Source organism: Corynebacterium marambiense (assembly GCF_016342275.1).
GTDB classification, from domain to species: Bacteria; Actinomycetota; Actinomycetes; order Mycobacteriales; family Mycobacteriaceae; genus Corynebacterium; species Corynebacterium marambiense.
The window spans coordinates 449,013-475,133 of record NZ_JAEIOT010000004.1 but is presented as its reverse complement, the minus strand read 5'-3'; the positions used below and the strand labels follow the sequence as shown (position 1 = coordinate 475,133).

23 protein-coding genes and 1 tRNA gene are annotated in these 26,121 nt (G+C 64.4%); 12 read left to right on the top strand and 12 right to left on the bottom strand.

Annotated elements, in window-relative coordinates; genetic code table 11:
- Positions 1-77: 77 nt before the first annotated feature.
- Both JDV76_RS02255 and JDV76_RS02250 read left to right on the top strand, forming a co-directional pair.
- Positions 78-605 carry a peptidylprolyl isomerase gene (locus JDV76_RS02255; protein WP_198735222.1) on the top strand — a complete coding sequence of 176 codons (528 nt, stop codon included), beginning with the start codon at positions 78-80 and terminating at the stop codon, positions 603-605.
- A 204-nt stretch (positions 606-809) separates the two neighbouring features.
- Positions 810-1,523 (top strand): rhomboid family intramembrane serine protease, encoded by a 714-nt coding sequence (locus JDV76_RS02250; protein ID WP_198735221.1) that lies wholly within the window; start codon positions 810-812, stop codon positions 1,521-1,523.
- A gap of 805 nt (positions 1,524-2,328) precedes the next feature.
- Here JDV76_RS02250 and crgA read toward each other — a convergent pair.
- From crgA to JDV76_RS02210, 8 genes are all read right to left on the bottom strand, one after another.
- On the bottom strand, positions 2,329-2,595 hold the full coding sequence (gene crgA / locus JDV76_RS02245; protein ID WP_198735220.1) for a cell division protein CrgA: 267 nt from the start codon (positions 2,593-2,595) through the stop codon (positions 2,329-2,331).
- 177 nt (positions 2,596-2,772) lie between these two features.
- Positions 2,773-4,830, bottom strand: a complete 2,058-nt coding sequence (gene pknB / locus JDV76_RS02240; RefSeq protein WP_198735219.1) for a Stk1 family PASTA domain-containing Ser/Thr kinase — start codon at positions 4,828-4,830, stop codon at positions 2,773-2,775.
- Positions 4,827-6,377 carry a protein kinase domain-containing protein gene (locus tag JDV76_RS02235; protein ID WP_198735218.1) on the bottom strand — a complete coding sequence of 517 codons (1,551 nt, stop codon included), beginning with the start codon at positions 6,375-6,377 and terminating at the stop codon, positions 4,827-4,829. The genes pknB and JDV76_RS02235 overlap by 4 nt, the downstream gene beginning before the upstream one ends.
- A gap of 20 nt (positions 6,378-6,397) precedes the next feature.
- On the bottom strand, positions 6,398-7,849 hold the full coding sequence (locus JDV76_RS02230; protein WP_198735345.1) for a penicillin-binding transpeptidase domain-containing protein: 1,452 nt from the start codon (positions 7,847-7,849) through the stop codon (positions 6,398-6,400).
- Between the two features lie 3 nt (positions 7,850-7,852).
- Positions 7,853-9,232: an FtsW/RodA/SpoVE family cell cycle protein gene (locus JDV76_RS02225; RefSeq protein WP_198735217.1), complete on the bottom strand. Its 1,380-nt coding sequence runs from the start codon at positions 9,230-9,232 to the stop codon at positions 7,853-7,855.
- Positions 9,233-10,795: a protein phosphatase 2C domain-containing protein gene (locus JDV76_RS02220; protein WP_198735216.1), complete on the bottom strand. Its 1,563-nt coding sequence runs from the start codon at positions 10,793-10,795 to the stop codon at positions 9,233-9,235.
- Positions 10,792-11,247: an FHA domain-containing protein FhaB/FipA gene (locus tag JDV76_RS02215; protein ID WP_198735215.1), complete on the bottom strand. Its 456-nt coding sequence runs from the start codon at positions 11,245-11,247 to the stop codon at positions 10,792-10,794. The genes JDV76_RS02220 and JDV76_RS02215 overlap by 4 nt, the downstream gene beginning before the upstream one ends.
- A gap of 68 nt (positions 11,248-11,315) precedes the next feature.
- On the bottom strand, positions 11,316-12,248 hold the full coding sequence (locus tag JDV76_RS02210) for a DUF3662 and FHA domain-containing protein (RefSeq protein WP_198735214.1): 933 nt from the start codon (positions 12,246-12,248) through the stop codon (positions 11,316-11,318).
- Between the two features lie 330 nt (positions 12,249-12,578).
- On the opposite strand from JDV76_RS02210, the gene JDV76_RS02205 reads away from it, so the two are divergent.
- From JDV76_RS02205 to JDV76_RS02180, 7 genes are all read left to right on the top strand, one after another.
- Positions 12,579-12,661, top strand: a tRNA-Leu gene (locus tag JDV76_RS02205).
- 1,285 nt (positions 12,662-13,946) lie between these two features.
- The gene (locus JDV76_RS12770) at positions 13,947-14,081 is read left to right on the top strand and encodes a hypothetical protein (protein WP_255520405.1); all 135 of its coding nucleotides are present in this window, start codon (positions 13,947-13,949) and stop codon (positions 14,079-14,081) included.
- A gap of 244 nt (positions 14,082-14,325) precedes the next feature.
- Positions 14,326-14,484 (top strand): hypothetical protein, encoded by a 159-nt coding sequence (locus JDV76_RS02200; protein WP_198735213.1) that lies wholly within the window; start codon positions 14,326-14,328, stop codon positions 14,482-14,484.
- 868 nt (positions 14,485-15,352) lie between these two features.
- Positions 15,353-15,784 (top strand): hypothetical protein, encoded by a 432-nt coding sequence (locus JDV76_RS02195; RefSeq protein ID WP_198735212.1) that lies wholly within the window; start codon positions 15,353-15,355, stop codon positions 15,782-15,784.
- A 34-nt stretch (positions 15,785-15,818) separates the two neighbouring features.
- Positions 15,819-16,259, top strand: a complete 441-nt coding sequence (locus tag JDV76_RS02190; RefSeq protein WP_198735211.1) for a hypothetical protein — start codon at positions 15,819-15,821, stop codon at positions 16,257-16,259.
- 178 nt (positions 16,260-16,437) lie between these two features.
- Positions 16,438-17,211 (top strand): glycosyltransferase family 2 protein, encoded by a 774-nt coding sequence (locus tag JDV76_RS02185; protein ID WP_198735210.1) that lies wholly within the window; start codon positions 16,438-16,440, stop codon positions 17,209-17,211.
- 804 nt (positions 17,212-18,015) lie between these two features.
- Complete coding sequence (locus JDV76_RS02180) at positions 18,016-18,513, top strand: DinB family protein (RefSeq protein ID WP_198735209.1); 498 nt, start codon at positions 18,016-18,018, stop codon at positions 18,511-18,513.
- On the opposite strand, the gene JDV76_RS02175 is transcribed toward JDV76_RS02180, so the two are convergent.
- The 4 genes from JDV76_RS02175 to JDV76_RS02160 form a co-directional block, all read right to left on the bottom strand.
- Positions 18,489-19,322: a MerR family transcriptional regulator gene (locus JDV76_RS02175; RefSeq protein ID WP_198735208.1), complete on the bottom strand. Its 834-nt coding sequence runs from the start codon at positions 19,320-19,322 to the stop codon at positions 18,489-18,491. The genes JDV76_RS02180 and JDV76_RS02175 overlap by 25 nt on opposite strands.
- A gap of 105 nt (positions 19,323-19,427) precedes the next feature.
- Positions 19,428-20,492: an alpha/beta hydrolase gene (locus JDV76_RS02170; protein ID WP_198735207.1), complete on the bottom strand. Its 1,065-nt coding sequence runs from the start codon at positions 20,490-20,492 to the stop codon at positions 19,428-19,430.
- A 37-nt stretch (positions 20,493-20,529) separates the two neighbouring features.
- Positions 20,530-21,783 (bottom strand): FAD-binding domain-containing protein, encoded by a 1,254-nt coding sequence (locus JDV76_RS02165; protein WP_198735206.1) that lies wholly within the window; start codon positions 21,781-21,783, stop codon positions 20,530-20,532.
- Positions 21,770-23,269 carry a succinic semialdehyde dehydrogenase gene (locus JDV76_RS02160; RefSeq protein ID WP_198735205.1) on the bottom strand — a complete coding sequence of 500 codons (1,500 nt, stop codon included), beginning with the start codon at positions 23,267-23,269 and terminating at the stop codon, positions 21,770-21,772. Before JDV76_RS02160 ends, JDV76_RS02165 begins: the two co-directional genes overlap by 14 nt.
- A 12-nt stretch (positions 23,270-23,281) precedes the next feature.
- Here JDV76_RS02160 and JDV76_RS02155 point away from each other — a divergent pair, with 12 nt between their 5' ends.
- From JDV76_RS02155 to JDV76_RS02145, 3 genes are read left to right on the top strand one after another with little or no spacing between them, the layout of a single operon-like run.
- Entirely contained in the window at positions 23,282-24,049 is a 768-nt protein-coding gene (locus JDV76_RS02155; protein ID WP_198735204.1) for an SDR family oxidoreductase, read from the top strand.
- Positions 24,046-24,981 carry a Sir2 family NAD-dependent protein deacetylase gene (locus JDV76_RS02150; protein ID WP_232958719.1) on the top strand — a complete coding sequence of 312 codons (936 nt, stop codon included), beginning with the start codon at positions 24,046-24,048 and terminating at the stop codon, positions 24,979-24,981. The genes JDV76_RS02155 and JDV76_RS02150 overlap by 4 nt, the downstream gene beginning before the upstream one ends.
- Entirely contained in the window at positions 24,981-25,880 is a 900-nt protein-coding gene (locus JDV76_RS02145; RefSeq protein ID WP_198735203.1) for an endonuclease/exonuclease/phosphatase family protein, read from the top strand. The genes JDV76_RS02150 and JDV76_RS02145 overlap by 1 nt, the downstream gene beginning before the upstream one ends.
- Positions 25,881-26,121 lie beyond the last annotated feature (241 nt).

Sequence of the window (26,121 nt, the reverse complement as noted above, 5' to 3'; positions counted from 1 at the left end):
CCGCCCGTGGGGACTTCGGCGACACAGCGGCGCGTGGAAACCAGCACGGATGACGGCGGTTGACTAGCATGGAACGCATGACAAACAAGACCGCGACCGCGATCCTCCACACCAACCGTGGTGACATCACTATTGATCTCTTCGGAAATCATGCGCCGAAGACCGTCGACAACTTCGTCGGTCTTGCGCAGGGCACGAGTGAGTACAAGACCAACAACGCCAGCGGATCCACCACCGGCCCGTTCTACGATGGCTCCGTGTTCCACCGTGTGATTGACCAGTTCATGATCCAGGGCGGCGACCCCACGGGAACCGGACGTGGCGGCCCCGGGTACCAGTTCGCCGACGAGTTCCACCCGGAACTGTCCTTCGACCGTCCCTACCTGCTGGCGATGGCTAACGCCGGCCCGGGCACGAACGGCTCCCAGTTCTTCATCACCGTGGCACCGACACCGCATCTGAACAACCGGCACACCATTTTCGGCGAGGTCACCGACGAGGCGTCGAAGAAGGTCGTCGACGCTATCGCCACGACCGCCACCGACCGCATGGACCGCCCCACGGAGCCCGTGGTCATCGAGACCGTCGAGATCACCACGGACTGACCTGGAGCGGTCGCGCCGACTGACACGGCGCGAGCATCCCACGCACCGGAAGACCCCGCATATCGTACGGACCGCTGCAGCCGCCACCATGGTGACTGTTGCGGCTGTCGATGTGCGGGGTCTTATTCGTGCCCCACCGTACCCGACCACCTTGCATCCGGAGCCCGAGCAGAATGGGATCCGGCACCGACCCCGGAGGCCGCCTTGTCCCCGTCATCCCCGACACCACCCGCCCAGATGGCCCGCAACCTCTACCGTCAGGCACCGGTCTCCGCGGCGACCGCCACCCTGATCATCATCGTGTTTATGATCACTGCGGTACAGTCCCACTCAATTACCGGCAACCTCAATGACAGCGGCCTCGGTGATGCCTGGGTGCTGTACCTCCCCCTGATGGACGGCTCCCCGTTCGGGCCGCTCCGCGCACTCGGGTCCAGCCTGCTGCACCTGGGAATCGGCCACATGCTGATCAACGTGATTCTGCTCTACCTCATCGGCCGGGAGACGGAGTGGACCTTCGGGTCCCCGTTGACCGCGGGGATACTCGTCACTGGAGCGCTCGGAGCGTCGGCGACCGTCGTCTGGCAGAGCCCGGGGAGCCCGACGGTGGGGGCCTCGGGAGCCGTGTACGCACTGATGGCGGTATTCGTCGCAATCGCCTACTCGAGGAAGGATTCCCAGGTGGGAGGGGCACTTGTGTTGATCGGCGTGAATCTCGCGTACACGCTGATGACTCCGGGTGTGTCCCTGTGGGGGCATCTTGGCGGCCTGGCAACGGGCGCACTGCTTGCCGGGGTGTTGTTCGGCGTGCGGAGCCGTGGGGCGAGATGGTTCGGACTCGGTTCCATCTGCGCGGTGGCGGTCATCGCCGTTCTGGTTCGTGTCGCGATGTTGTCCACAGGAGCTTCGCTATCCTGACCCCCTGATCCCCCACCTGTTTACAACCCCCGGCCGTTTGTTCACCGTTGCCGGGGGTTTCCTGTGTGTTACTCGCGTGTGGTGGTCCGTCCACAGGAGTTATCCACACTGTGGATAATGACAGTCTTGTAATTCGCCGCGTACGCGTGTGGGTACATACGCTGTGTACTGAGATTATCTGCGGCGAAACGAAATTATGTGCGAATGGGGGAAACAGTGCACAGGCTTATCCACAGGCTGTGTATTTCTCTGTGAAATCAGATCCGCGCGTTTCCTCCACAATTCTCTTCACAGGCTGTGGATAAACCACTGCACACGATGTGGAGCGAGTTATCCACAAATTACCTGTGTGTAACTCATCTAGCCTGTGGATAACTCGGTTTCCGTGGGGCCGACGCCGGATACCGGGGCAGGCCCCACCACCGGAGCGACAGGCGTGAGTGTTCTGAACCAACCGGATAGTGTCGAGGCCCGATGGAGCCATCAACCGGACACGGTGGATAACAGGCGGAAGACCGTCGCCATGGATCGATGTGCGCCCCGTGGACGTACACGTTGGACATGTTCGGGTGCTGGTCCGGTCATCTTGCGGACGCGGATGTTGGGAGCTGGCGGCGTGACGCCTGTGGACCGGTACTGCCGGGGGCGTAGCCACCGTCTTTCCCACCGCATCTGCTCCTGGTCATCCACCGGTGGTGGGAGAAGCACGGCACCGGCCTGGGCGGTGGGCACGGAAAAGCCGAATCCCGGCGCAACAGTCAATATGCTGCGCCGGGATCCGGCGGAAGAAACCGATGTCGACGGGTCAGCGCCAACCCATGGTCATCAGCAGACCCAGGATGAAGAGCGAGAAGCCGATGAGGTAGTTCCACGGACCCAGCTCCAGCATGAGCGGGATGTGGGTGCCCGCAAGGTAGTTCACGACGAGCCAGGCGAGCCCGGCCAGCATGAGGCCGAACATGATGATCTTGTACCAGAGCGGAGTGCCGCTGGCGTTGATCTTCACCGGCACACGGTTCGCTCCACCGCTGGACACGGGGGCGGTGGTCTTGTTGATCCTTGACTTCGGCATGGTTACCTCTACAGATTGGCGTGATGTGTTTTCGACGGACACCCTCGATACCGTGTGCTCCGGGCCAACGGAGCCACAGCTTCGGTCACCGGCACCGGCGCCGGTGGATGCCGGACATAGGTGACAATCTACCAGTACCACCGGTGACTCCACCCGGACGCGGTGGAATCACCGGGATCAGGGCTGGATCACCTTCAACAGGTTGAACTGCTTGACCCGAATGCTCACCAGAGCGTCCTTCCCCGTCAGCTCACCGGGCAGTGGGGTCTGACCCTCGATCTGACCGGACTCAATCAATGCTCCGGTCTGTACCGGCTGCTGTAGCAGGGAGGTGTCTGGGGACGTCCAGCCGGCCGCACGGAGCGCCGCGAGAGCCTGGTTGACATCCATACCGGTGAGATCGGGGATACGGAACATCGATCCGTCGGAGACCTGGACGGTGATTGGGGTTCCGCGGGGAACCTCCGTACCACCACGGAGAACCGCGGTCACGTGTCCCGCAGGCAGATCGGAGGCAACCGACTGTACGACGGGGACGAGATCCATCTCCTCGAGACGACGGCGCACCTGCTCCACCGGTTGGCCGGCGAGATTCGGTACCGCGACCATCTCGGGACCGGTGGACACGGTGATCTTGATCTTCGAGCCCTTCGAGACCTTCCGGCCGGCCGCGGGGTCCTGCTCGATGACCTGGCCCTCCTTGACGGAATCGGAGGTTACCTCCCGGACCACGGGATCGAGTGACAGACCGGCTTGCACGAGGGCCCGCTCCGCTTCCTCGGTATTCATGTCGGAGAGATCGGGAACCCGCGTCAGCTCGGTTCCGGAGGAAACGAGAAGTGTCACCGTGGATCCCGGCTGGACGGTCGATTTGGATGCGGGATTTGTTGAGATGGCGATACCCTCGGAGACATCAGGGGAGGGCTGCATCGTCACGGTGACCCTGAGATCGAGCTGCTCGAGGGACTTACGCGCCGCAGCCAGGGTTTTCCCCTCGACATCGGGAATCGTGACGGTACCGTCGGCGTTGACACTGATCGGTGCCCCGGTACCGCGGCCCGGGCTGTTGTCCCCGGTGAAGACGTTGTACGCGAAGACCAATGCCCCGGCAACGAACACCAGGCCCAGCACTGCACCGATCCACACGCCACGGTTTCCCGGGCGGTTGTCCGCGTACCGGTGGCCTTTCCCGCTGCGACGTCGGTGGTTCCCCGGTTCCGGCAAACGGGATCCGTTGACGACGGGTGCGACCGGGGGCGGGGTCGAACCTGACCCGGCGGCGGTCAGACGTGTCGCGGCGTCGTCGGTCATCCGGGTCACCCGCGTCCGGGCATCCGGTTCCTCCGTGTGCATCGGCCGCATGTGGCTTCGGGCTGCGTTGGACACGGCGTTACGTCCCAACCGGGTCAGGTCCTCGGCGAGCTCCGCCGCCGACTGGTACCGGTCCGCTGGGTGCTTCGCCATCGTGAGTAGTACGACGGCGTCAACGTTGAGTGCCGCAGTCGGGGTCAGGTCCGGGATGTATGACGACGGCGGTTCCGGGTCCTCATGGACATGGTTGAAGGCGACGGCGAAGGGAGAGTCGCCCTCGAACGGGGGACGCCCGGTCACCGTCTCGTAGAGAACGCAGCCCAGCGCGTAGACGTCACTGCGGGCGTCGGCGGACTTACCCCGGGCTTGCTCCGGGGAAAGGTACTGGGCTGTACCGATGACCGCGGAGGTCTGTGTCATCGCCGACGTCGCGTCGTCAACGGCGCGGGCGATACCGAAATCCATCACCTTCACCGATCCGGTGTTGGTGATCATGATGTTCGCCGGTTTGATGTCTCGGTGGACGATACCGGCGTCATGGGAGAACTGGAGCGCCTCACAGACGGGGAGCAGTGTCCGTGCTGCCTCTGCTGGACGCAGGGGTCCGTCGTTCTGCACGATCTCGCGCAGGGTCCTCCCGTGTACCCGTTCCATCACGATGTACGGGATCTTGATCCCGTTCATCTCCGTCTCGCCCGTGTCGAGCACAGAGACGATCGACGGATGGTTCAGGCGTCCCGCGTTCTGGGCCTCCCGCCGGAAACGTTCTCGGAAGTTGACGTCCCGCGCCAGTTCCGCGCGCATCATCTTCACCGCCACCTCACGGCCGAGGAGAGTGTCCTTCGCGGCGTAGACGTCGGACATACCGCCGGTACCTATGACCTCGCCGAGTTCGTAGCGCTCGCCGAGCACGTGCTCACTCACGGGGTCTCCTCTCCGGGTCTTCCGGTATCTGTAGCGGATCTGTTCTGTGCAGCTACCCCGGATACGGTACCCGGGGTCCCGTTGGGGACGGTCGCCGCGCGGGCGCCTACATTCTCCGCAGCAGGTGCCGGGGCGTCAGCGGCGTCGGACGCCGGTGGAACCGTTTCCCGGGTGGTTGTCTGCGCGGACGGCGGCGGAGTCGCTTTCGAGGTGGTTGGCTTCGCGGTGGACGGATCGGGGGCCGGTTCGGGGGCCGGAACCACGGTGGTCACGATCTCGGTGACCACGGTCGGTTCAGACTCAGGCTTGGGTGACCGGGTGACCGTGGGGCTGGACGGCGGGGTCCGACCGTTGACACCGTCGAGGGTCAATGTCCCCGTGGAGAACAGCAGCCAGACTACCGCGGCCAGTGCACCGAGGAGCAGGATCACGAGGAACGCGATCAGTCCGCCCCCTCCGCGACGCGGTGATGCGGCCGGGGTGGCCGCCTGTCTGGTGGGCGCACGGTGATTAACCACGGGCCGGACCGGTACGGGCGGCGGCGTGACTCCGGTGGCCGGTTGCACGGTCGTCGGGTTCGTGACCTGGCCGAGTATGCGGGTCGACTCCGTCGGGGTCGGTGCCGGTGCTCTCCGGTCCATCGCGGCGGAACGGGGCTGTGGTGGACGCTCACCCATCCGGACCGTGTGCACGGCCAGCGCCATCTCGTTGCCGTCGGCGAACCGCCGCTCCGGGTCCTTGCGAAGCGAGATACCGATGAGTTCACGGGTTCGCGCGGACACGAAGGTCCCGATCTGCGGGGGCGCCTGGTTGATGTGCGCGATGGCGACGGACACGGAGGAGTCACCGGAGAACGGTCGCCTACCGGAGAGCATCTCGTATCCGACGACGCCGAGGGAGTAGATGTCCGACGCACTCGTGACCGTCTTGCCCTGGGCCTGCTCCGGGGAGACGTACTGGGCGGTACCGACGACCATCCCCGTGCGGGTCAACGGCACCGCGGCAGCGGCTTTGGCTATGCCGAAATCGGTGATCTTGACGCGTCCCTCCTCGGTGATGAGGATGTTGCCCGGTTTGATGTCCCGGTGGACGAGGTTCATCTGGTGGATCACGGACAACCCGTGGGCGGCCTGCTCCAGAACGTCGAGTGCGAGTTCCTCGTCGAGATGGCCCCTGCGGGAGATGAGGTCCGCCAGGGATTCTCCACGGACGTACTCCATGACGATGAAACAGAAGGTGTGGCCGGCGGGGTCAGGCACCTCCCGGTAGTCGAAGGTGCGGACGACGTTCACGGAATTGATGCGTTCGGCGGACGCCGCCTCATTGCGGAAGCGATCGAGAAACTCGCGGTTGTCCGAGAACTCGGGACGCAGGATTTTCACGGCGACATCGCGGTTGTTCCGGACGTCGGTCGCGAGCCACACGGTGGACATGCCGCCGTGCCCGATGATCCACTGCAGGCGGTAGTCTCCACCGATCAGTTGTTGGAGACGTTCGACTCCCTGGTTGTCCCCGGGCGATCGCCGGGGGTCATTGGTGCTCGACATGGGGCTCACCGTTTCCTTTCCTAGCGTCCCGACCGGAGAACTGCGTCTATGACGGCCCTTCCGATCGGCGCAGCCACGGACCCGCCGGTCGCGGCCTGACCGCGGTCGCCGCCGTTCTTGACTAGCACGGCCACGGCGACATCGGCGTTCCCGGAGGGGCCGAAGGCGATGTACCAGGCATGCGGATTCGAATTCCTGGAGTCCTCACCGTGCTCGGCCGTACCCGTCTTCGACGCGATGTCCGCGCCGGTGTAGCCAGCGGTATTGCGTTCGCTGGCCCGCATCATTTCCGTGAGTTGCGCCGCCACGCCTGGGCTGATCGCCTGGTTGAGCTCGCGGGCGTCGGTGCTGCGCAGCGTCCGGAGGTCCGAACCGAGGATCCGGGAGACCACATACGGGTTCATCCGCTTACCGCCGTTCGCGACGGTCGCGGCGACGACGGCGTTCTCAAGGACAGTCATGGCCACATCGCGCTGACCGATCGAGGACTGGCCGACGGCGGCCGGATCCGGCAGATCGCCGACCTTGCCCGGAACGGCTGGCAGGCCGAGATCATAGGTGTCGGTGACACCGAATTTCTCCGCCTGCTCGCGGAGCGCGTCAGCACCGACCTTCACGCCGAGCTCAACGAAGGCAGTGTTGCACGACAGGGCGAAGGCGGTCGCGAGGGAGGCGGTCTCCCCCTGCCCGCACGTCTGACCACCATAGTTCTCCAGGGTGGTTTCAGTACCGGGCAGTGTTGTCCGCGATGCCGCCGTGAGCTGTGTCTCAGGGGTCGCATCACCTGCGAGACCAGCTGCCGTAGTGATCACCTTGAATGTTGATCCCGGAGGAAGGGCGTCCTGGGTCGCGTGGTTGAGGAGGGGCGCGCCGGGATCGGAAGTCAGCTTCGACCACGCGGAGTCCGCGGTCGAGGAATCCGTCAGCGTCGCCGGGTTGAAGCTCGGGGTGGAGGCCATGGCGAGGATCTCACCCGTACTCGGACGGATGGCGACCACCGCACCCTCGTAGCCCCGGTCCGCGAGGCCCGAGTAGGCAGCCTGCTGTGCCTCGGGATTCAGGGTGAGCTCCAGGCTCGCGCCCGCCTGTGTCCGACCGAGCAGGGTGTCCATCCACCGGGACACGAACAGCGAGCTATCCGTCCCGTTGAGAATGTCGTTGTAGCCGAGCTCGAGGCCGGCGGCTCCGTAAATGTCCGAGAGGTAACCCTCGACCGGACCATAGACGACGGGATCCGTGACGTACTCCCGGTGGTAATATCCCTGCTCATCCTTGATGGAACGGGCAAGGACGAGTCCGCCGGTGGAGATCTGGCCACGGGGAATCGACTGCATCTTGTGGTATTGGCGTTTGTTCAGTGCGTTGTGCGCGTAGAGCTCCTCACTGAATACCTGCACCCTGGTGAGGTTCGCCACCAAGATCACGATGAGGAGCATCGTGAAGATGGCGGTTGTGCGGATCGACCGGTTGATCATCTAGCTTTGCACCTCCTGGCGGAGTCCCGGCGCAGGTGTCGCCGCTGGAGCGGTGGCCCGGGGCGTCGGGCGTCGGGCGGTGTCGGAGATACGGAGCAGCAGCGCCACGAGAATGTAGTTGGCCACCAGTGAGGAACCACCGTGGGAGATGAACGGGGTGGTGAGTCCGGTCATCGGCATGAGGGCGGAGATACCCGCCGTGACGACGAAGACCTGAATGGCGAGGGTTAGCGAGAGCCCCGCGGCGACGAGTTTGCCGTAGGAGTCCCGGACGAGAAGGGCGGTTCGCATCCCACGGATGACCAGGATGGCGAAGAGAATGAGGACCGCCGTGAGACCCACCAGCCCGAGCTCCTCACCGATGGCGGCGAGGATGAAGTCGGTGTGGGCGACCGGAACCTCGTCCGGGTAGCCCTGGCCGAGCCCGGTTCCCATGATCCCGCCCCAGCTCATCCCGAACAGGGCCTGGGAAAGCTGGTAGCCGGTACCGTCGTAGTTCGCCAGCGGATCAATGAAGTTATGCACGCGGGACTGGATCTTCGCGGAGATGGTGTACACCCCGTACCCGCCGACCGCGACCAGCAGGCCACCGATCAGCAGCCAGGAGGTCCGCCCCGTCGCGAGGTAAAGCATGCCGAGAACCGTGCTGAACAGCAGCAGCGCGGGACCGAAGTCGTTTTCCCCGGCCATGATGACGAGCGCGATGGCCCACACGAGCAGAATCGGTCCCAGGTCCCGGAGACGGGGGAAATCCAGCCCGAGAATCCGGGCACCGGCCACGTTCAGCCGCGCCCGCTTATTCACCAGGAGCTGCGCAAAGAACAGCAGGAGCAGGATCTTCGAAAATTCGCCGGGTTGCACGGAGAAGGGGCCCAGGGAAATCCAGATTTTGGCGTCGCTCCCGGCGGACCCCGGCCACACCATCGGCAGGGCCAGGAGGATCAGTCCGAAAACTCCCAGCAGGTACGAGTAGCGGGTGAACACGCGGTGATTTCGGACGATCAGGAGGACCGCAATCATCATTACGAGAGCGACCATCGTCCACTGGAGTTGACCGGGAGCGAGGTTCACTTCCGTGACACCACCGTCCTGCTGCGGGATCCGGAGTGGATCGAGTCGGTAAATCATCAGGATCCCGAGTCCGTTCAGCAGCGCCACCACCGGTAGCATCACGCAGTCGGCGTAGGGGATGAGCCAGCACAGCACCAGGTGCACGACGAGGAACACCACCGCGAACTGGGCGACGGGGATCAGAGCGGTTGCGGGGTCATCCCCCTGGGTGAGCGCCAGGGATGCCCGTGCTACCAGAATCACCAGGGCGGCGAGCAGGATGAGCCACCGCTCGGCCCGCCGCATCTTGAGTTTCTCGAGTATGCCCATCTAGGAATTCACCTTCCGGCAGTTGACCCCCGGTGAACTGAGATCCCCGGGGCTGTGCCGGGGTGCGGCCGTCGGGTTCGGGGATTCCGATTCCGTGGTTTTCTGTGTGGCCGTAAATTCATCTTCCGTGTCGGCATCGGATGAGTCACCTGGGACAGCGGAACCCTCGCTGGTTGTCGTGTTCCCGGCTTCGGCGGTCTCCTCGGACTCCCGCGTCACACACAACGGGAGTGCGTCATCCGCGAGCCTCCGGAGCTGTTGCAAGACCTCATCATAGGACCCCGCGGGCAGTGAGCTCACGGAATCCCGCCGCGACTCGGGAAGATCATCCAGCCGGAATGCGTTGCAGCCGTCAGTGGTGCCGGTGCCGACGACGGTGACGTTGGCACCGGCGTCGAGGCACACCACCTGGTATGGGCGGTGCAGGGGTCGCCCGAGAACGGAGAGCTCGATACCCCGCTCGATCATGATGTCCCCACCGGTGTTCCCGGAGCCGGAGTCGGCCGGGACGACAGCGACGTAGTAGGTGGAATTCAGCTGGCCCCATCCCCACCAACCGCCGCCTGCCACCAGCAGGATGATCACCAGAGTGGGGATAACCCAACGCAGTCGCCGCGGCCATGATCCATTGCCTGTGGAGTCAGACGGTTCTTCCCGTACGGCGCCCATGGGTTGCGGTGAGGCGTGTCCGGAGGGGGAGATCTCCTGCGGCTGTCGGGCACTCATCACCGCTGCCCTGCCGGCCGCGGTGTCAGGCCGGGGGCTTTCCGGGTCGATAGTGTTCAGGGCACCGACGACGACCGGCGTGGTCGGTAGATTATTTGCTTCCTCCGCTGAGGCGAGTTGTTCCGTGTCGACGATGTCGGCGACGATCACCGTCACATTGTCCGGACCACCCGAACGGAGCGCGAGGTCCACCAGTCGCCGGGCGGCCTCCGTCGGGGTTCCGGTGCGGAGCGTCTCCTCGATGGTGGAGTGGGTGACCGGGTCGGACAGACCGTCCGAGCACAGCAGGAATCGGTCTCCGGGGCGAGTGTCGATCAACCGCAGGTGGGGCTCCACCGGGCGTCCGGTGTAGGCCTTCAGGATCAGTGACCGCTGGGGATGAGTCGAGATGTCCTCGGGATCTAGCTTGCCCTCTTCGACGAGTGACTGGACGAAGGTGTCATCGGTGGTTATTTGGGTCAGCTCACCGTCGCGGAGCTGGTAGCCCCGGGAATCCCCGACATGGCACAGGGCCGTCTGCCGACCAGCGAACAGGAGGGCAGTCAGCGTGGTGCCCATGCCCTCGGTGTTCGGGTTACGTTTGACCTCATCCGCGATGGAGCGGTTTCCGTCGTCCGCGAGTGACCCGAGCAGGGCGAGCATGTCGTTGTCGCCCGGATCGGCATCCAGGGGCCGGAGGTGATCGATCATCAGCTGTGAGGCGATCTCACCCGCGGCATGACCCCCCATGCCGTCCGCGAGCGCCAGCAGGTGGGGGCCGGCGTAGGCGGAATCTTCGTTATTTCCGCGCACGAGACCACGATCAGATGCGGTGGCGTAGTTCAGTCTCCAGGTCACGGTATGAGCCTCACGGTGGTGGTTCCCAGGTCGATGTTTGTGTCGGTGTCGACGCGTTCAGGCTGTTCGATGGGCACTCCACCGACAAAGGTCCCGTTGCGGGACGCGAGGTCCTCGATGAACCACTCGTCCGAATGCCGGAACAGCCGTGCGTGCTGTCGTGTCGTCGAATCGTCGCCGACAACGAACGTGCAGTGGGGGTCCCGGCCGATGAGGATCTCGGTGAGACCCGTGAGTTCGATCCACGTACCTTCCGACGGTCCACCGACGGCCATCAGACGAGTAGGAGGAGCGGAACGGGTGAGAGGCCGTCCGCTGACGGCGGCGCGCCCGCCCCGGCCGCCCGCAGCGACGCGGACGTCGCCGCGCAGCGCACGGAGCGCCATGAACACGAAGAACCACAGGAGTACGAGCAGCCCCATCCGCAGGGTGAGCAGCACAACTGATTCCATATCTTCTTCTCCTGGCGGGTGTTGCGTCGGTGGGTGATGGGTGGTGGAGCGATGGCAGTGCCGTTCGGTCAGCCGCCGGTGATCCGGACCTCAATGTAGGAGTGCCCCACTTTAATCACGTCCCCGTCGGCGAGGAGCCAGTTATCGATGTCCGTGTCGTTGACCGTGGTTCCGTTGGTGGAATGCAGATCGACGAGGACTGCGTCCCGACCATCCCACATGATTTCCGCGTGCCGACGGGATACTCCCATGTCGGGGAGCCGGAAATCGACATCTGCACCGCGCCCGACGATGTTGGACCCTTCCTGAACGAGATAGGTTCGGGACGAGCCGTCCTGTAGGAGGAGCGATACGAGCGGGGCATGCTGAACGGGTGCTCCGGTGGAGATGTGTTCAGTCGGTTCTGCGGCGCGGGGTTGTGGCGCTGCGGGCACCGGTGGGACAGGGGGATAGTGGGGGTCAGCAGCCGGGCGAATCGGGCCCGGGATGGCTGCTCCGGGGGAGTCCGCCCCAGTCCGAACACCGGGATCCTCGGTGTCTGCCGGAAGTGCATCCGATGAGTGCTGATCCGATCTATCTGAGCTTTCGGTGTCCCCGACATAACCCGTTTCCTCCCGAGGACTCGGGTCGATCCGGCTGCTACTACCCAACTGCCCCGTCCGGAGTGCCGGATCCTGTCTTACCTGGACGGTGACCGGCCCGACGGTGACGAAGCCCTGGTTCCGGCACCATCGGCTCATCCGCCCGGCTGCGTCCTGTGGGAGGTCGGGGTGGTTAGTGCTGAGATTGTCGAAATCTTTCTGGCCGACTGAAACAAGGTAGACGTTCGGTGCCTCGATCCAATCACCGTCGCCCCGGGTGAGATTGTCCTCGGCTTGCTGGGTGAGCAGATCATCCACTTCTCCGGGAACGACCTTCCCGCCGAAAACGAAAGCGAAGCCGTTGTCCAGACCTCGCTGGAGCGAGCTGTCCAGCTTCGCTATCCGGTCCATGACAGACATCGTTTCCACCTTCTTCCGTATGACGACTGTCCCCAACCGGTGGTTGACCGGTTGCCAGGACAGCGGGTGCTGGGCGACAGATCCGCGGAAGGAAGCGAGGTGACATTCACCGGATACTTCCCGAGCTGTGTGCCACGCCCGGAGGATCTGTCTGCGCAGTGCTTTGGCCCAGTATAGGTGCCGAGTGGGGTGGGACAGTAGGCCGCCCGGTTGACGGTGAACAGATACTGTCCCGGTTCGGGCGGCGGAAAGCGGATCGTGAACAGGGAATTTGCCAACTAGGATTGCGCGCGTGCTATATTTCATGAAGTTGCGCAGCGACCAACACTCGGGCGAGTGGCGGAATGGCAGACGCGCTGGCTTCAGGTGCCAGTGTCCTTAGGGACGTGGGGGTTCAAGTCCCCCTTCGCCCACAATGAGCAGTTATTGAACTGCGACAAACGGAGGTCACAGACTTAAAACAGTTTGTGACCTCCGTTTTGTGTTTTTTCCGGGGTAGACGGTGCCGGATTACGTGGGTGGCTACTCGCGGGGGAGAGTTCTGGTTTGGGTGCCAATGCCTCAGGTGATTGAGTGGCCGGACCTGTAGCAGAGAGCGGATGCGCTGGTCGGGTCTTAGACTCCTGGGATTTACGAGCGATTGAGCGCCGTCTCGTACGCCGGAATATCGACTGCGAGAGCTGTACCTATGCTCTGCAGCCTTCTGTAGAGGTGCAGCATGAAAAAATCAGTGACGACTCTGGCGCGCTAAATATTAGGCCAGAGTCTGCGTAACCGAGGTTTTGTAGGACTTTGCTGTCTGGTACGAACTCGAATCGAAGGCAACGTCTGAGAGCGCAAGACCCATGTCAAGACGTTTGCCTAAAACGAATGACTCGATGTTGTCGCGTCCGCCACCCGTGCTTAGACCACCAGCCCACCCGGATTCCAGGGTTAGGAGGCCACCCAGGATCGGTCGGCTGGAGATAGAGATTGGTGGGTGAATGCCGCGACTGTAGGCGAACGGAACGGAAGTCCAATGCAGCCCATCGCGGTGTTCTTTCGAGAAGTCTTACTTCATCTCCCTGTGACTCCAGCTAGGCCTGACGGAAGTGCGTCCTGGTGAGGAGCTGACCCAATCGTGCGATGGGGCAAATTTGCACGCGAAGGGGCCGAGGGAGGCTATGCACGCCGTTCGGCCCGCTGTTACTTATGAGTCCACTTTACTCTGATTCCGGCGGCGGAAGATCTGTGCTGTACCTTCACTGCAATCTGTGCGAGTGCTCAGTCGGAGGGGTGAGGCGAATCCCGGTGAGCTTCAAGCTCGGCTCTCAAACCATCTGGGTGAAGCCATCTCAAGGAGATCGAGATGGGCCAGGGTTGGCCTGTAGATTTCGTCGCTGCAGCAACTGGAGTCTGCCGCGAGTTCGATTGAGACGGGTTTTCAGGCGGCGACAGCCCCTTGTGTTGAGTGGACCAGTTCGAACTCGACAGAGGTGAGCATCTTGAGACGGTCCTATCGGCGGCCCCGGTGGGAAGTCCGCTCAATCCAGATCACGATCGCCAACCGGAGCTGCTCGAACGACCTCCATCGACGCCGGTCGAGCAGATTCTTCCGCGGCAGGCCACAGGAGGACTCTATCGTTGCGTTGTCCTCCCGCGGCCCCGACTCGGTCCCGTCGACCCGACTAGCCAGTGTGCGCGCAAGGCTTCGACATAGTGCCGGGCACCGAATTGCGCCCCTCGGTCCACATGCACTCGACAGTCGGCCACGTTCGCATGTCCGCCTCTCCGGGCGGGCGTGATTTGGAGCGCCTCGACGGAGAGCTTGAGGTCATCCTGCAGGCGATCTAGTAACCGACGATCCAGTTGGTGAGCACATCCTTGGCCACACGCAGTTAGAGCTTGCCATCCACGCTGGTTGGATGTTCGCTCGTGTCGTTCAACCACACCCGAGTTCGGTGCTTCGGTTGGGAACTCCTGGTGCACCAGGTCGTCACGGGCTTGCTGGCCGAAACGCCTGCCCGACCCGCGGCGTATCCAATGGCGGCAGCGCACGTGAACGAGTCAGCGTGCCGGCAGCGTTCAGGCTTTTGGTATGGAGCTCGTTGGCGAGGAAGCGGTAGTCGAGCTTCGGATCTTCGCGATGGGCATCGCGGGTTGTTTTGCGGCATTCGCTCCGACCAGCCCCGCCCACTCACAGGATCTGTACGGCAGTGGTAGTAGCCCGTCGAGCGAAGCCCTGGCTCCAGCATGACAGTTGGAGGGGGATCTTGTCGGCGGCGGGTCAGAGACGACGGGAGAGGTCGTGGTGGGGACTGGACAAGCTTCGGGTTCAGCCGGGTACAGGCACGCAGTGGCCCGGCGTAGGACTTCGTTCTCGGTTCTCAGCTCGCGGTTGCGGCGTCTGAGGGCCCCGGAAGACCAGGTGTCAACGAAACACTCAGAGTAGACCCGAGTACTTCGTGGGTGATGCGGCGTCAGCCAGCTCGGCCTGTGTCGCCGGTGGAACTGAGGGGTCTGGGAGGTCGTGATGCCGTACTCGGTGAGAACGCGACAGATCTGGTTGACCCTGAATCGCACCTTGTGGAGGTCGATCTAGTCAGCGGTCAAGCTTCGTCGCGGCGATTTTTGAGGAGTGGCTGTGCAAGGTCGAAATGGCCGATGAGAACTGGATGATGGCAATGGGGGTGGTATCGGGGGTGTAAGGGGTATGGTGCCAGGTGATCGGTCGTACGGTCGAGATCTCGTGGGGTCGCCCATGGCGCCACTCCGTGGATCACGCGCCGGAGCCTGGTGAGCTGTGAGGCAGGTATCTTGAACATAAACGGCCTTTATGCTGGTTCAGTGCCTAACACTGTTACCATTGTGCCCTGGAGATGACCCAAATTGCCCGTTAATGCCGGGTGTCTTCCACGTGTTCTCAACCGATCAGTATCACTGACCGGGGGAAAGTAGCACACTGACTTTTCTGTGTGCAGCGTTTTTTCCCACCAAAATCGCCCACAACGTTTGAAAAGCCCCCTGCGGCGCCTTACAGTAACGATGTATCCAGTGTCCAAACAGGTCAAGCTTGGCCTAGGAGTTGGCACAGTTAGTCCCCACAACCCAGAAAGGCCCGCAACATGCGTACTTTCCGTCGTGCTGCTCTGGCGAGCGCCACCGCCATCGCTCTGACCTTCGGTGCTTCCACCGTCGCCGTCGCAAACGAAGATAGCGAGAACGACCAGAACCAGATCTCCTCCCAGATCGAGGGCAAGGCCAATTCTTCTGAAAAGAAGGACGGCGACAAGGGTTCCTCTGATCTCAAGGACAAGGGTTCCCAGCTGTCCTCCAAGGGCAACAGCGGCCTGAACTCCAGTGAGTTCGGCAAGATGCTCGACGGTGACAAGCCGGTCAACGGCCGCGATGTCTTTGGCTCCGAGATTGAGACCGACATCCCTGCCTGGGCCCGCGTTCTTCGCCTGATCACCGCGACGACCCTGGTCACCGGCTTCTTCGGCCTGGTTGTTTTCCCGGTCTACAACTTCCTGAAGTTCAACAACTGGGTCCGCTAGGATCTCCCGAAGAATCCCCTGAAAGGACATAGAAATGCGCAACATCCGTAAGGCCGCCATCGCAGCAACCACCGCTTTCGCCCTCGCCCTCGGCGCCACCACTGCTGTCGCCGAGGAAACCGGAAACGACGCCCAGAACCAGCGAGCCGCTGTCGTTGAGGCTCCGGGCGAGAACGATGGTGCAAATGAGGACTCGGTCGATCCGAACAACCCGGACATCAAGACGAAGAACACCGATTCGTTCCTGAATGACCTCTCCTCGGACGCCCCCGGCTCCTCCGAGTGGGGCGACCGTTACGATGCCGACAAGGTCGTCACCGGTAACGATCTCCTCGGCTCCACCAAGAACTGGGAGAACCAGCCCGAGTGGTCCAAGATCTGGTACGGCGTCACCATCGCCGGTATCGTGGCTTCGGTCCTTGGCCTGTTTATTTTCCCGATCCTGAACAAGCAGCTGAACATCTTCAACACCTAGGATTTCCCGGCTGCTGAAGTCTGACAGGTTCAGGTTGCATGAAGACCCCGCCTTGGCGGGGTCTTTTCATGTGTTCAATCGTGTCGATCCCGCCACCGGGACAGGGGACCACCGGAGCGAGCCGGATTACACTGTTGGCCAGTGCTCCGCACTCGACGGACACCGTGGAGAGAGGTAGATGATGTCACCGGGATCATCCGACAGGCCAGGGGCCGGGGCACAGGAGATCAGTATCATAGTTCCCGCCGGACACGACGCTGAACTGTTGCGGCGATGCCTCGATGCCCTCGATCGGCAGACCATCCCCGTCCGGGAGGTCATCGTGGTCACAGATCCGGGGACCCCCAGTGGGGTTTCGGGGGTCGCCGCCGCCCATGACGTGATCACGGTGTCCACCGACCAGTACGTCCTCCCAACCTGGACTGGCTTCGATGCCGCCTCCGGGACAGTGCTCCTCCGCGTCAACCCGCGGAGCAATCCGGCCCCGGATCATCTCGTGCGTCTGATCTCAGCTTGGGACAGAGCTTGCACCCAGACTCCCGGCTTTACTGTCGTGGGGGTCAGTGGTCCTACCCGCTTCGAGATCCCCGGTTGGCGTGGTGATCTTCTGAGCGGGGTCTACCGGCGAGCCCACGGGGCATCGGTGGGCAGAATCCTCGGACATCAGCCGTTCTACGGTACGAACTACAGTCTCCGCCGGGACTGGTGGTGTTCGGTCCGTCGTTCGGTGCGCGAGGCCGGCGTCCGGGTGTCGGAGGATGTACACCTGAGTTTCGCGGTGCGGCCCGGTGAAACCATCTGGTACGCCCCGGAGCTGTGCGTGGCGGCGCGCCCTGGGCCCGGTGTCCCGGGAAAGGTCAGGGACGGGGTCCGGACCCTGGCGGTGAACCTGCTCAGCGAGTCACCCACCACGCGTCGCTGGGACCGGAGCTCCGTGGAGGAGGAACGATGACGGGTACCGATGAATAGTACGGAGAATCTCCCTGCACCGCTGTGGGCGTTGGAGCCTGAGTCGCTGGACTTGCCGTGACCGTCTATGACGCGAATGCCTACATCGGGGGTCTCACCGTCGGGGACACCACCGGGTTCAGGTGGGACACCGGATCGAGCTGGGGGACGGGTCCGCGCTGAACAGGCACCTCGAATCCGCCGGAGGGCCAGGTGGAGACTACGAGCGTTGCGCGCATCCGGCGGGCGGATGGAAAGGTTGAGCAGGTGTCTGCGGGCGTCGTCAGCTGTGCCGAGCTCCACCACACCGAGAATGTGCTGCTCCCTGCCGAACCGACCAGTTGCCCGAAAAACCGGTGAGGGACCAGTAATCCGCACCCCGGAAAGGTGCTGGACCCCGATACCCCAACGGGTCGTGCTGATTCTGGTTCCCGCGGGCTCACAACTCGGTTACATGGACGCTTACCGGTCCTGGACGATCACGCTCGTCGAGGATATCGGGGATACCGACAGCGACCAGATAGGTCGATGGATCGGGGTCGATGACCTAACCAAACGTATCGTCGTTTGGGGGACTCTCGGTACCCGGTGATTTTTCCGAGCGGGACAGCTCCTGGCGGTGGGTGCGCTGGGGTCGGCACACACGCTGCGGCAGTCGGCTTTCCTGTCCGGGAGCATTTCAAGGGCACGAGTTGAGGGTCGCTACAACGCTGAGCAATGACCCTGCCCGGAAAACGTGGTCAAGAGGCTCTGGGAGACTGTCCTCGATCCCGCTGCCGGAGTGACCCCGGGGCCTACACTGGCGGGCATGGACACCTCCGCCCTATTCGCCGATCTCGCCCATCGCCCCGCCGCAGCCGCTGCAGCCCTACCGATGTTGACTCCGGAGGTATTGAACGGTCACCCCGGCGGCCACCCGAATTCACCGGCGTGGCTGCTCTGGCACGCGGCCCGTCAGATGGATGTGCAGCTCGCGCAGCTCACCGGCGGTACCGAGGTGTGGGCCGACGGATGGCGCGACCGGTTGTGCCTCGGCCCGGCCGGTGACGGCATTGGGTACGGCGACAGTCCCGACGACGCGGCCCGCATTGTGTCCGATGATCAGGAGGGACTCACCGGTTATCTCATCGCCGCGTGCTCCGCTGCGGCGCGGTACGCCGGGAGCCTGCGGAACGGGCAGTGGGCGGAGATCATCGACGATTCCTACGACCCACCCGTCACGCGGGCCACCCGTCTCGTCAGCATCCTCTATGACGCCGCCCAGCACGTCGGCCAGGTGGCTTATGTCGCCGGCATGTCATCCTGAATCAGGGGGAACACGACGTCGGTGACCCAGTTGTCCGGATTCGGGTCCTGCGCGGGTGAAACCCGGTAGAGGTTGATCATCGGCCCTGCCTCCAGACCGTGCTCGACGAGGTAGGCGCCGATCTGTGCGGTGACCGTGCCCATCCGCTCGTAGGATCCGTGGAGCGTCGCGGTGACGACGTCCCGTTCCGGCAGCGCCCGGTGAACCAACGGCGACCCCGGCTGGCACGGCTCGGTAACCTGAACGAAGATCTCCACGTCCGTCTCCGATTCCCGGAACTCGGCATCGTGGTACACCGCCCCCGCGATACCGCCCAGAGCACAGGGCGTGGCCTGCTCGATGGTCAGCGCCTGGAGACGTTCCCACAGGCCGTGCTCGTCGTTGTAGGTGGGGAGCACCTCACGCAGACTGACGACATCCGTGGCGGGGAACACGGTCCGGGTCACCGCCACGGGCGTGACCGTTTCCCGAAGATTCAGATTGGTGAGTGCCCGCAACTGCTCCTGAGCCGTCGCCATGTCCTGCATGATCGCGGTTCGACGTTCCTCGGTGAGTGTCGACAGCACAACTGAGTCTCCTCTGGATTCCAGGATTGTGCTGATAGCACGGACCGGGAACCCGGCGTCGCGCAGCCGGGTGACGAGGAGTGCCTGGGGGATCTGATCCGAGGAGTAGAAGCGGTATCCCGTCGCGGGATCAGTCATCGCCGGGGTGAGGACACCGTGCATGCCGTAGTGCCGGAGCATTCGCACACTGATGCCGGTGAGCTGGGAGAAAACACCTATTCTGAGGCCGTGGTAGTGGTTCATGGTTTCCAGTCAACAGTCTGACACAGTGGCAGGGTCAAGCTCCCCGGCATGTGAAAACCCCGCACACTGACCTGCAGTGGCGGGGGTTTCGAGACACCGCTGGGATCAGCCGACGGCGCCGAGGATTCTGCCGTGATTATTCTGAATGACGCGGACCCAGGGTGCCCAGGTGTGGATCCCGTCGCCCTGCTGGTGCTCCACGTTAAGACCCTGTGCGCGGGCCTTCGTGACGAAGCTGATACTGGAGAGGTTGATGAAGAACTCACCCAGGATCGACAGCGGGATGTTCGCTGGCGGCGGGAACCCGTCCGCAGGGTGCTTGAGTCCGTTGCCGGAGTAGACGATGGTGTCGACGTTCCGCAGCCCCTGGATGTTCGCCACCGGGTCGAGCTTGTTCATGTTGGAGCTGAACGCCGGTGAGGAACCGAAAAGCTCCCACACCTGGCCGCCACCGAACGAGGAACCCGCGGAACCGACCGCCGCGATCATCGGAATGTGCGTCGCCGCAGCGGGATCGATGAAACCGGACAGTGCGATGGCCTGCTTGAACTGGTCAGAGTGCCGGGACGCGAGCGTCAACGTCGGCAGCGCCCCCATCGAGATTCCCGCGATGGAGTTCCGGTTCGGACTCACCCCGAAATGGTGCTGCAACCAGCCGGGAAGTTCAGCGGTGAGGAACGTCTCCCACTGCGCCCACTGCAGTGGCGGCACCTGGCCGATCTCCGAACTGTAGCCGGAGGACAACGGCTGACCCGCCTGCGCCCAGTCCGCGTAGAACTGGCCTCGGCCCCCGACGGGCATCACGATGGTGACATTGTCCCCCAGGAACTGGTTCATCACGTCGGTGCGGGCCCAGTCATTGCTGTCCCGGGGGGCCTCCAAGCCGTCAAGCAGGTAGAGGCCACCGTTACCGCCATACGCTGCGGGCTGAACCAGGACAGCCATGTCCCGACCGTTGGCGGGTGAGGGAACCCAGCACTTCTGGATCCAGTGCCCGTGCCCATCCCACTCGCATCCGGGCCGCAGCCAGTCGCGGTTACCCGCGGCGTGCGCCGGGGGAGCGGTCAGGGTGAGGATGACCGCCAGCGCGGTGAGAACCGCCGCAACCACCGAAGAAAGACGAAGAAGTCCGGTGGTATTACCAGCGGAACGGGTGTGAAGTGCACTCATGGGAATAAACCTAGGCGATCAGCGACCGTGACGCACCTTAAAGCACTCCGGAAGCCCCCTTGGTTTCCTCGTACCGTGCCAGTGCGTCGCGTCGCTCCTCCGCATGATCGACGATCGGTGCCGGATATTCAGGGGGCAGATTCCGTATCGCGTGGATGTCACCGGCCGGAACACCCCGCAACTCCGGTACCCAGCGGGTGATGTAGCAGGCATCCGGATCGAACTTCCTACCCTGCGTCATCGGATTGAACACCCGGAAGTAGGGGGATGCGTCCGTACCCGTCCCCGCACACCACTGCCACGAATGCTGGTTGCTAGCCACATCAAAATCCACCAGGTGCCGGCGAAAGTGCTCCGCACCTGACTGCCACGGCAAGTGGAGGTCCTTCGTCAGGAAACTGGCCACCAGCATCCGCACCCGGTTGTGCATCCAGCCCGTCGCCGCAAGCTGACGCATCCCGGCATCCACGATTGGGAAGCCTGTGAGTCCCCGGGCCCACAGGTCGAACTCCGTGCCCGCCTCGTTCCACCGGAAACCCGCGAACCGTGGATTGACGTCACTATGCGCCGTTTCGGGCCGGTGGTAGAGAAAATCAGAGTAGAACTCACGGAATGCCAGCTCCCGCGCGAACGCCTCCTTATCCACCTCCGGCGCATCTGCCCTGGCCAGCGTCGCCAGCAGACTCCGCGGATGCAGGGCACCCACGGCCAGCCACCCCGAGATCCGGGACGTGCCGTCGATCGCCGGGATGTCCCGGTTCTCCGCGTAACCGCCCAACCGATCCCGCAGGAACTCACACCAGTCCCGCCACGCCCGTGTCACCGGCAGCCCACGGTCACCGGGGAGAGCGCCCACCGGATCATCGGCGCCGTAGTCACACCACGCCCGGTAGAACGGCGTGAACACCTTGTAGTGCCCGCCCTGCCCCGTGCGCAGAATCCCCGGATCGACGGCGTACGCCGACCCGGCGGCCTCCATCACACCGGGACCCAGGGCGTCCGAGACCGCCCGGTCACGGGCCAGACCCGACGGCGTGAAATCGGCGCTCACCCACACCTTCGCCGGGTTCAACCCCGGAATGATCTCGCGCGGATCGCCGTCGAAAACCTCCACCATGCGGTGCGCACGGACCTCATCCAACGCGGCGTCGAGGAGCGCCTGCTGGAACCCGTTCGCCGCAGGCTCCCGCACCACGACGACCCGCGCACCGGGACCGCCCGCAGCCAGCGCCGGATGATCGTGCAGGCGCAGATCCCGGCGCAGCCAGACAACCTGGTCAGCGCAGGACACGCTTGCCCCAGCGCAGAGCCGTCGACATCACGTCCGAGAACAGCTCCCGGTCGACACCGGGCGGACCCGACACCGGGACCAGGTGCTGCGTCGCGACGGTGCGGGTCTCCGTGTACTTCGTCAACCCCACCGCCCCGTGCCGTCGACCCAGCCCCGAAGCCCGCCAACCACCCATCGGGGCGGACACCGACCCCCACGCCGCGGCGAAACCCTCATTCACGTTCACGGTGCCCGCATGCAGGCGCGAGGCGATCCGGCTGCCCGTTGACGGCTTCGCCCACACACTCGCATTCAGCCCGTAGATGGTCTCGTTGGCCCGCTCCACCGCCTCGTCGACACTAGTGACCGTCTCCAGGAACACCACCGGGCCGAACACCTCCCCGTCATACAACTCCGCGTCCGGCGGCACATCCGTCAACACCGTCGGCGCGTAGAACGTCGGCCCCAGCTCCGGCAGCGGATGGCCACCGGCGAGAACCCGCGCGCCCTTCGACACCGCATCATCGACCACTGACCGCACCCGCTCCAAGTGCTCCTCGGAGATCAGGCAACCCATGTCGACGTCCCAGCCGGGACCCGCCCCGACCGTCATCGCCGACACCTCCGCCAGGAACCGGGCCGTGAAGCCACCGGCGACTTCCTCATGCACGTAGATCCGCTCCACAGAGATGCACAACTGGCCCGTGTTCGCGAAGCACGCCTGACGTGCGCCACGCGCCGCGCGCGCTAGATCCGCGTCCGGTGCGACGATCAACGGATTCTTGCCGCCCAACTCCGCCGAATAACCGATCAACCGCTCACCGGCCTTCGCCCCCAGTATCCGGCCCGTCGCCGTGGAACCCGTGAACATCAGGTAGTCACACTCGTCGGCGATCGCCCCGCCGACCTCCTCCCCAGGCCCGGGGAGGACCTGGAACAGCTCCGTCGGCAGACCCGCAGCAGACAACAACTCTGAGGCCTTCAATGCCGTCAACGGCGTCGCCGAATCCGGCTTCACCACCACCGCGTTACCCGCCAAGAGAGCAGGAACCGCGTCCGACACAGCCATCGACAACGGATAATTCCACGGGGAGATCACCCCCACCACGCCGACCGGCTCCCGCTCCACGACGGTCCGGGTCAGCACCGGCAACGCCCCCTTCACCCGCTGCGGCGCCAAGAGGCCGGCCGCCGCGAACGCATAGTGCCGCGCGGTCACCGCCACGTCGAGTACCTCATCGAACGCACTGGCCCGGTTCTTGCCCGTTTCCGCCTGTATCAGATCCAACAACTCGTCCCGGTGCGACAGCACCAGATCATGGAACCGCAACATGATCGCCTTCCGGTCCGACACCGGCGTCGCGGCCCAGACCGGCTGAGCCCGCCTCGCGACGGCGAACGCCGAACGGACATCCGCTCGCGTGTGGCCCATCACCCGACCTACCATCCGACCATCCACCGGACAAGTAATCGTGATGGCAGCGGCAGTCGTGGAAGAATCAGTCATACACTCCAACCTATGGGAAACATCTTCATCTCGGGCGGCGCCCAGGGAATCGGGGCAGCTGTCGCCGGCCGCTTCCTCCGCGAGGGCTGGACCGTCGGCGTCTACGATATCTCCATCGACGGCCCCGACATCAGCGAGGAACAGGGCGGCACCATGATCAGCGGCCACCTCGACGTCACCGATCCGGACAGTTGGGACACCGCACTAGCCGAATTCACCGCCCACACCGGCGGGCAACTCGACGTCCTCGACAACAACGCCGGCATCATCGCCGACGGACACCTCGCCGAGATGAACCCCGGGCACATCGCCGCGCAGATCAACGTCAACTGCCTCGGCGTCACACTCGGCGCACATGCCGCCCACCCCTACCTCGCGGCGACGCCCGGCTCCCACCTCGTCAACATGGCCTCCGCGTCCGCGATCTACGGCCAGCCCGACATCAGCGTCTACTCCGCCACCAAGTTTTATGTCGCCGGTCTCACCGAGGCATTGAACCTCGAATGGCACGCCGACGGAATCCGCGTCGTCGACCTGTGGCCCCTCTGGGCAAAAACCAGCCTCGCCACCGTCAACGCCGGATCCGTCCGCCGCCTCGGCGTCAACATCACACCCGAAGCCATCGCCGACGTCCTCTGGGACGCCGTACATCCCACCAGCCGCCTCAGTCGCGCAAAAGTCCACTACAACGTGTCCACCGCCGACCACATCATGCACACCGCCCGCGAACTCACCCCACACTGGATGGGCAAGATCATCACCAGGCTGGTCGCCGGTTGACCCCCTTCACCCCGGACATCGCCCGCATCCACGACTCCGCACTCCGCTCCATCTCCCGCGTCATCAGGGAAACCGCACAACCAACCCCACCCGACGACGCACTGTCCGCCACCGCCGACGCACTGCGTCGCGGTGGTGTCCTCGTGCTCACCGGCGCCGGGGTGTCCACCGACTCCGGCATCCCCGACTACCGCGGCCCCGCCGGGTCCCTCACCCGCGGCCGACCCATGACCTACCAGGAGTTCCGCCACGACCCCGAAGCACTCCACCGCTACTGGGCCCGCAGCTTCATTGGCTGGCGCCACATGGCCGGTGCGAGACCCAACCGCACCCACCACACCCTCGTCGAACTCGAACGCGCCGGGCTCATCACGGGAATCATCACCCAGAACGTCGACGGCCTCCACACCGCCGCCGGATCCCGCACCGTCATCGGACTGCACGGCGATCTCTCTGTCGTCACCTGCCTCCACTGCGGCAACCGCGAACCCCGCCACGACCTCGACCGCCGCCTCGACGCGGCAAACCCCGGCTACCTCGAACGTGCCCTGGCCACAGGCACAGGAAACGTGCGACCCGACGGCGACATCGACCTCACCCCCGACGTCGTCACGCACTTCCGGCTTGTCGGCTGCACCACCTGCGGCTCCACACTCCTCAAACCCGACGTCGTCTACTTCGGCGAACCCGTCCCCACCAGTCGGCGGGACGCCGTCGGCAGGCTCCTCCGCGACTCGCGCATCCTCATCGTCATGGGCAGCTCACTCGCCGTCATGAGTGGATACCGCATCGCACTCGACGCCTGCCACGCCGGGCTTCCCCTCATCGTCATCAACGGTGGCCCGGGGCGCGCCGACAGCCGCGCCGACGTACTGTGGCGCACCAGCGTCGCCGACGCCTCCGACCGAATCCTCGACGCCCTGGAACTGTGATGCGAATCCTGTCCCTATGCATCTTCATCGCGGCCCTGGCCTGGGCGCTTCTTCCCGGGAACACAGCCACCACGTGGCCTCTCATCGCCCACTTCACCGCATTTCCGGTCGTGGTCGGTGCGGGGCTGGGGCTCATCGGTGTCGTCGGTGTACTACTGCGGCGTTTCCGGCCGCTGCTCGCCGCCGGTGTAGTTCTCGTCATCGCCGGTGCGGGCAGCTTCCTGCCCGTCCAACAGCCCGCCGTTAGTGACGCGGACGACGGCGGGCTCGTCGTCCTCGAGTGGAACACCGGAGACTCCGTCACCCCGGAGGCCCTCGCCACCCTCATTCGAGACGTCGACCCCGACATCGCCGTCCTCCCCGAGTACTCCGGTGCGGCTCCCGCCGGGTACCGGTCCTTCGTTAGCAGCGAGATGCCCGTCACCGTCCTGGTCGCGGAAGAACTCGGGGACTACCGAGCCGTTGAGGTCCCCGGATCATCCGAGGTCACGTTTGGTACCGTGCACGTCTCCACCGGGCGCCCCGGGGAGCGGACACCGGACGTCATCGGCCTCCACACCGCACCACCACTACCCGGACTCATGGGCCGGTGGCACGATGACCTGGGAACCATCGTGTCCCTCGCCGAGACGCACCCCGATGCGCTGATCATCGGGGACCTCAATGCCGTGCCTCGTCATGGCGTGTTAGCACGTACCGACACGCACGCCGACGCGGCGGCCGCCGCTCCGCTTCTCGGTCGTGGAACCTGGCCCACCGCCCTCCCCGGCTGGGCGAGATCGCCGATCGACCACATCCTCATCCCCCACGGATGGAGCGTCGTCGACGGAGGCGTGCGTGTCCTCGACACCGGGGGATCCGACCACGCCCCGGTCGTCGCGCACATTCGCCGGGACTAGGTCGGGGAGGAATGACGTGCCCCGCTCGTGGGTGGATCATGGCCCGTGGCTGGCTGGTCCAGCCCGTCCTCTGCCGGTGCGCAGGTGATGGGGACAGGTGCGCCGTCGACGATGGCGTCAGTGCGTGTGAAGATTCCGGTTGCCCGGAGTCGAACTGGTGAAGTCCATGGCTGGTGCGTGTTGACACGCGGTGGCGAGGACCATGGGCTGGCTGGCAGGAGAGTGCCGTCGGGCGGGGCCG

What these genes read in the sequence shown, in the direction of transcription:
- JDV76_RS02190 (WP_198735211.1), top strand. Translation starts at nt 15,819, where the DNA reads ATGCGCAACATCCGTAAGGCCGCCATCGCAGCAACCACCGCTTTCGCC.
- crgA (WP_198735220.1), bottom strand. Translation starts at nt 2,595, where the DNA reads ATGCCGAAGTCAAGGATCAACAAGACCACCGCCCCCGTGTCCAGCGGT.
- JDV76_RS02185 (WP_198735210.1), top strand. Translation starts at nt 16,438, where the DNA reads ATGATGTCACCGGGATCATCCGACAGGCCAGGGGCCGGGGCACAGGAG.
- JDV76_RS02235 (WP_198735218.1), bottom strand. Translation starts at nt 6,377, where the DNA reads ATGTCGAGCACCAATGACCCCCGGCGATCGCCCGGGGACAACCAGGGA.
- JDV76_RS02155 (WP_198735204.1), top strand. Translation starts at nt 23,282, where the DNA reads ATGGGAAACATCTTCATCTCGGGCGGCGCCCAGGGAATCGGGGCAGCT.
- JDV76_RS02200 (WP_198735213.1), top strand. Translation starts at nt 14,326, where the DNA reads ATGGAGCTCGTTGGCGAGGAAGCGGTAGTCGAGCTTCGGATCTTCGCG.
- JDV76_RS02225 (WP_198735217.1), bottom strand. Translation starts at nt 9,232, where the DNA reads ATGGGCATACTCGAGAAACTCAAGATGCGGCGGGCCGAGCGGTGGCTC.
- JDV76_RS02180 (WP_198735209.1), top strand. Translation starts at nt 18,016, where the DNA reads ATGGACACCTCCGCCCTATTCGCCGATCTCGCCCATCGCCCCGCCGCA.
- JDV76_RS02160 (WP_198735205.1), bottom strand. Translation starts at nt 23,269, where the DNA reads ATGACTGATTCTTCCACGACTGCCGCTGCCATCACGATTACTTGTCCG.
- JDV76_RS02210 (WP_198735214.1), bottom strand. Translation starts at nt 12,248, where the DNA reads ATGTCTGTCATGGACCGGATAGCGAAGCTGGACAGCTCGCTCCAGCGA.
- JDV76_RS02170 (WP_198735207.1), bottom strand. Translation starts at nt 20,492, where the DNA reads ATGAGTGCACTTCACACCCGTTCCGCTGGTAATACCACCGGACTTCTT.
- JDV76_RS02195 (WP_198735212.1), top strand. Translation starts at nt 15,353, where the DNA reads ATGCGTACTTTCCGTCGTGCTGCTCTGGCGAGCGCCACCGCCATCGCT.
- JDV76_RS02175 (WP_198735208.1), bottom strand. Translation starts at nt 19,322, where the DNA reads ATGAACCACTACCACGGCCTCAGAATAGGTGTTTTCTCCCAGCTCACC.
- JDV76_RS02145 (WP_198735203.1), top strand. Translation starts at nt 24,981, where the DNA reads ATGCGAATCCTGTCCCTATGCATCTTCATCGCGGCCCTGGCCTGGGCG.
- JDV76_RS02255 (WP_198735222.1), top strand. Translation starts at nt 78, where the DNA reads ATGACAAACAAGACCGCGACCGCGATCCTCCACACCAACCGTGGTGAC.
- JDV76_RS02215 (WP_198735215.1), bottom strand. Translation starts at nt 11,247, where the DNA reads ATGGAATCAGTTGTGCTGCTCACCCTGCGGATGGGGCTGCTCGTACTC.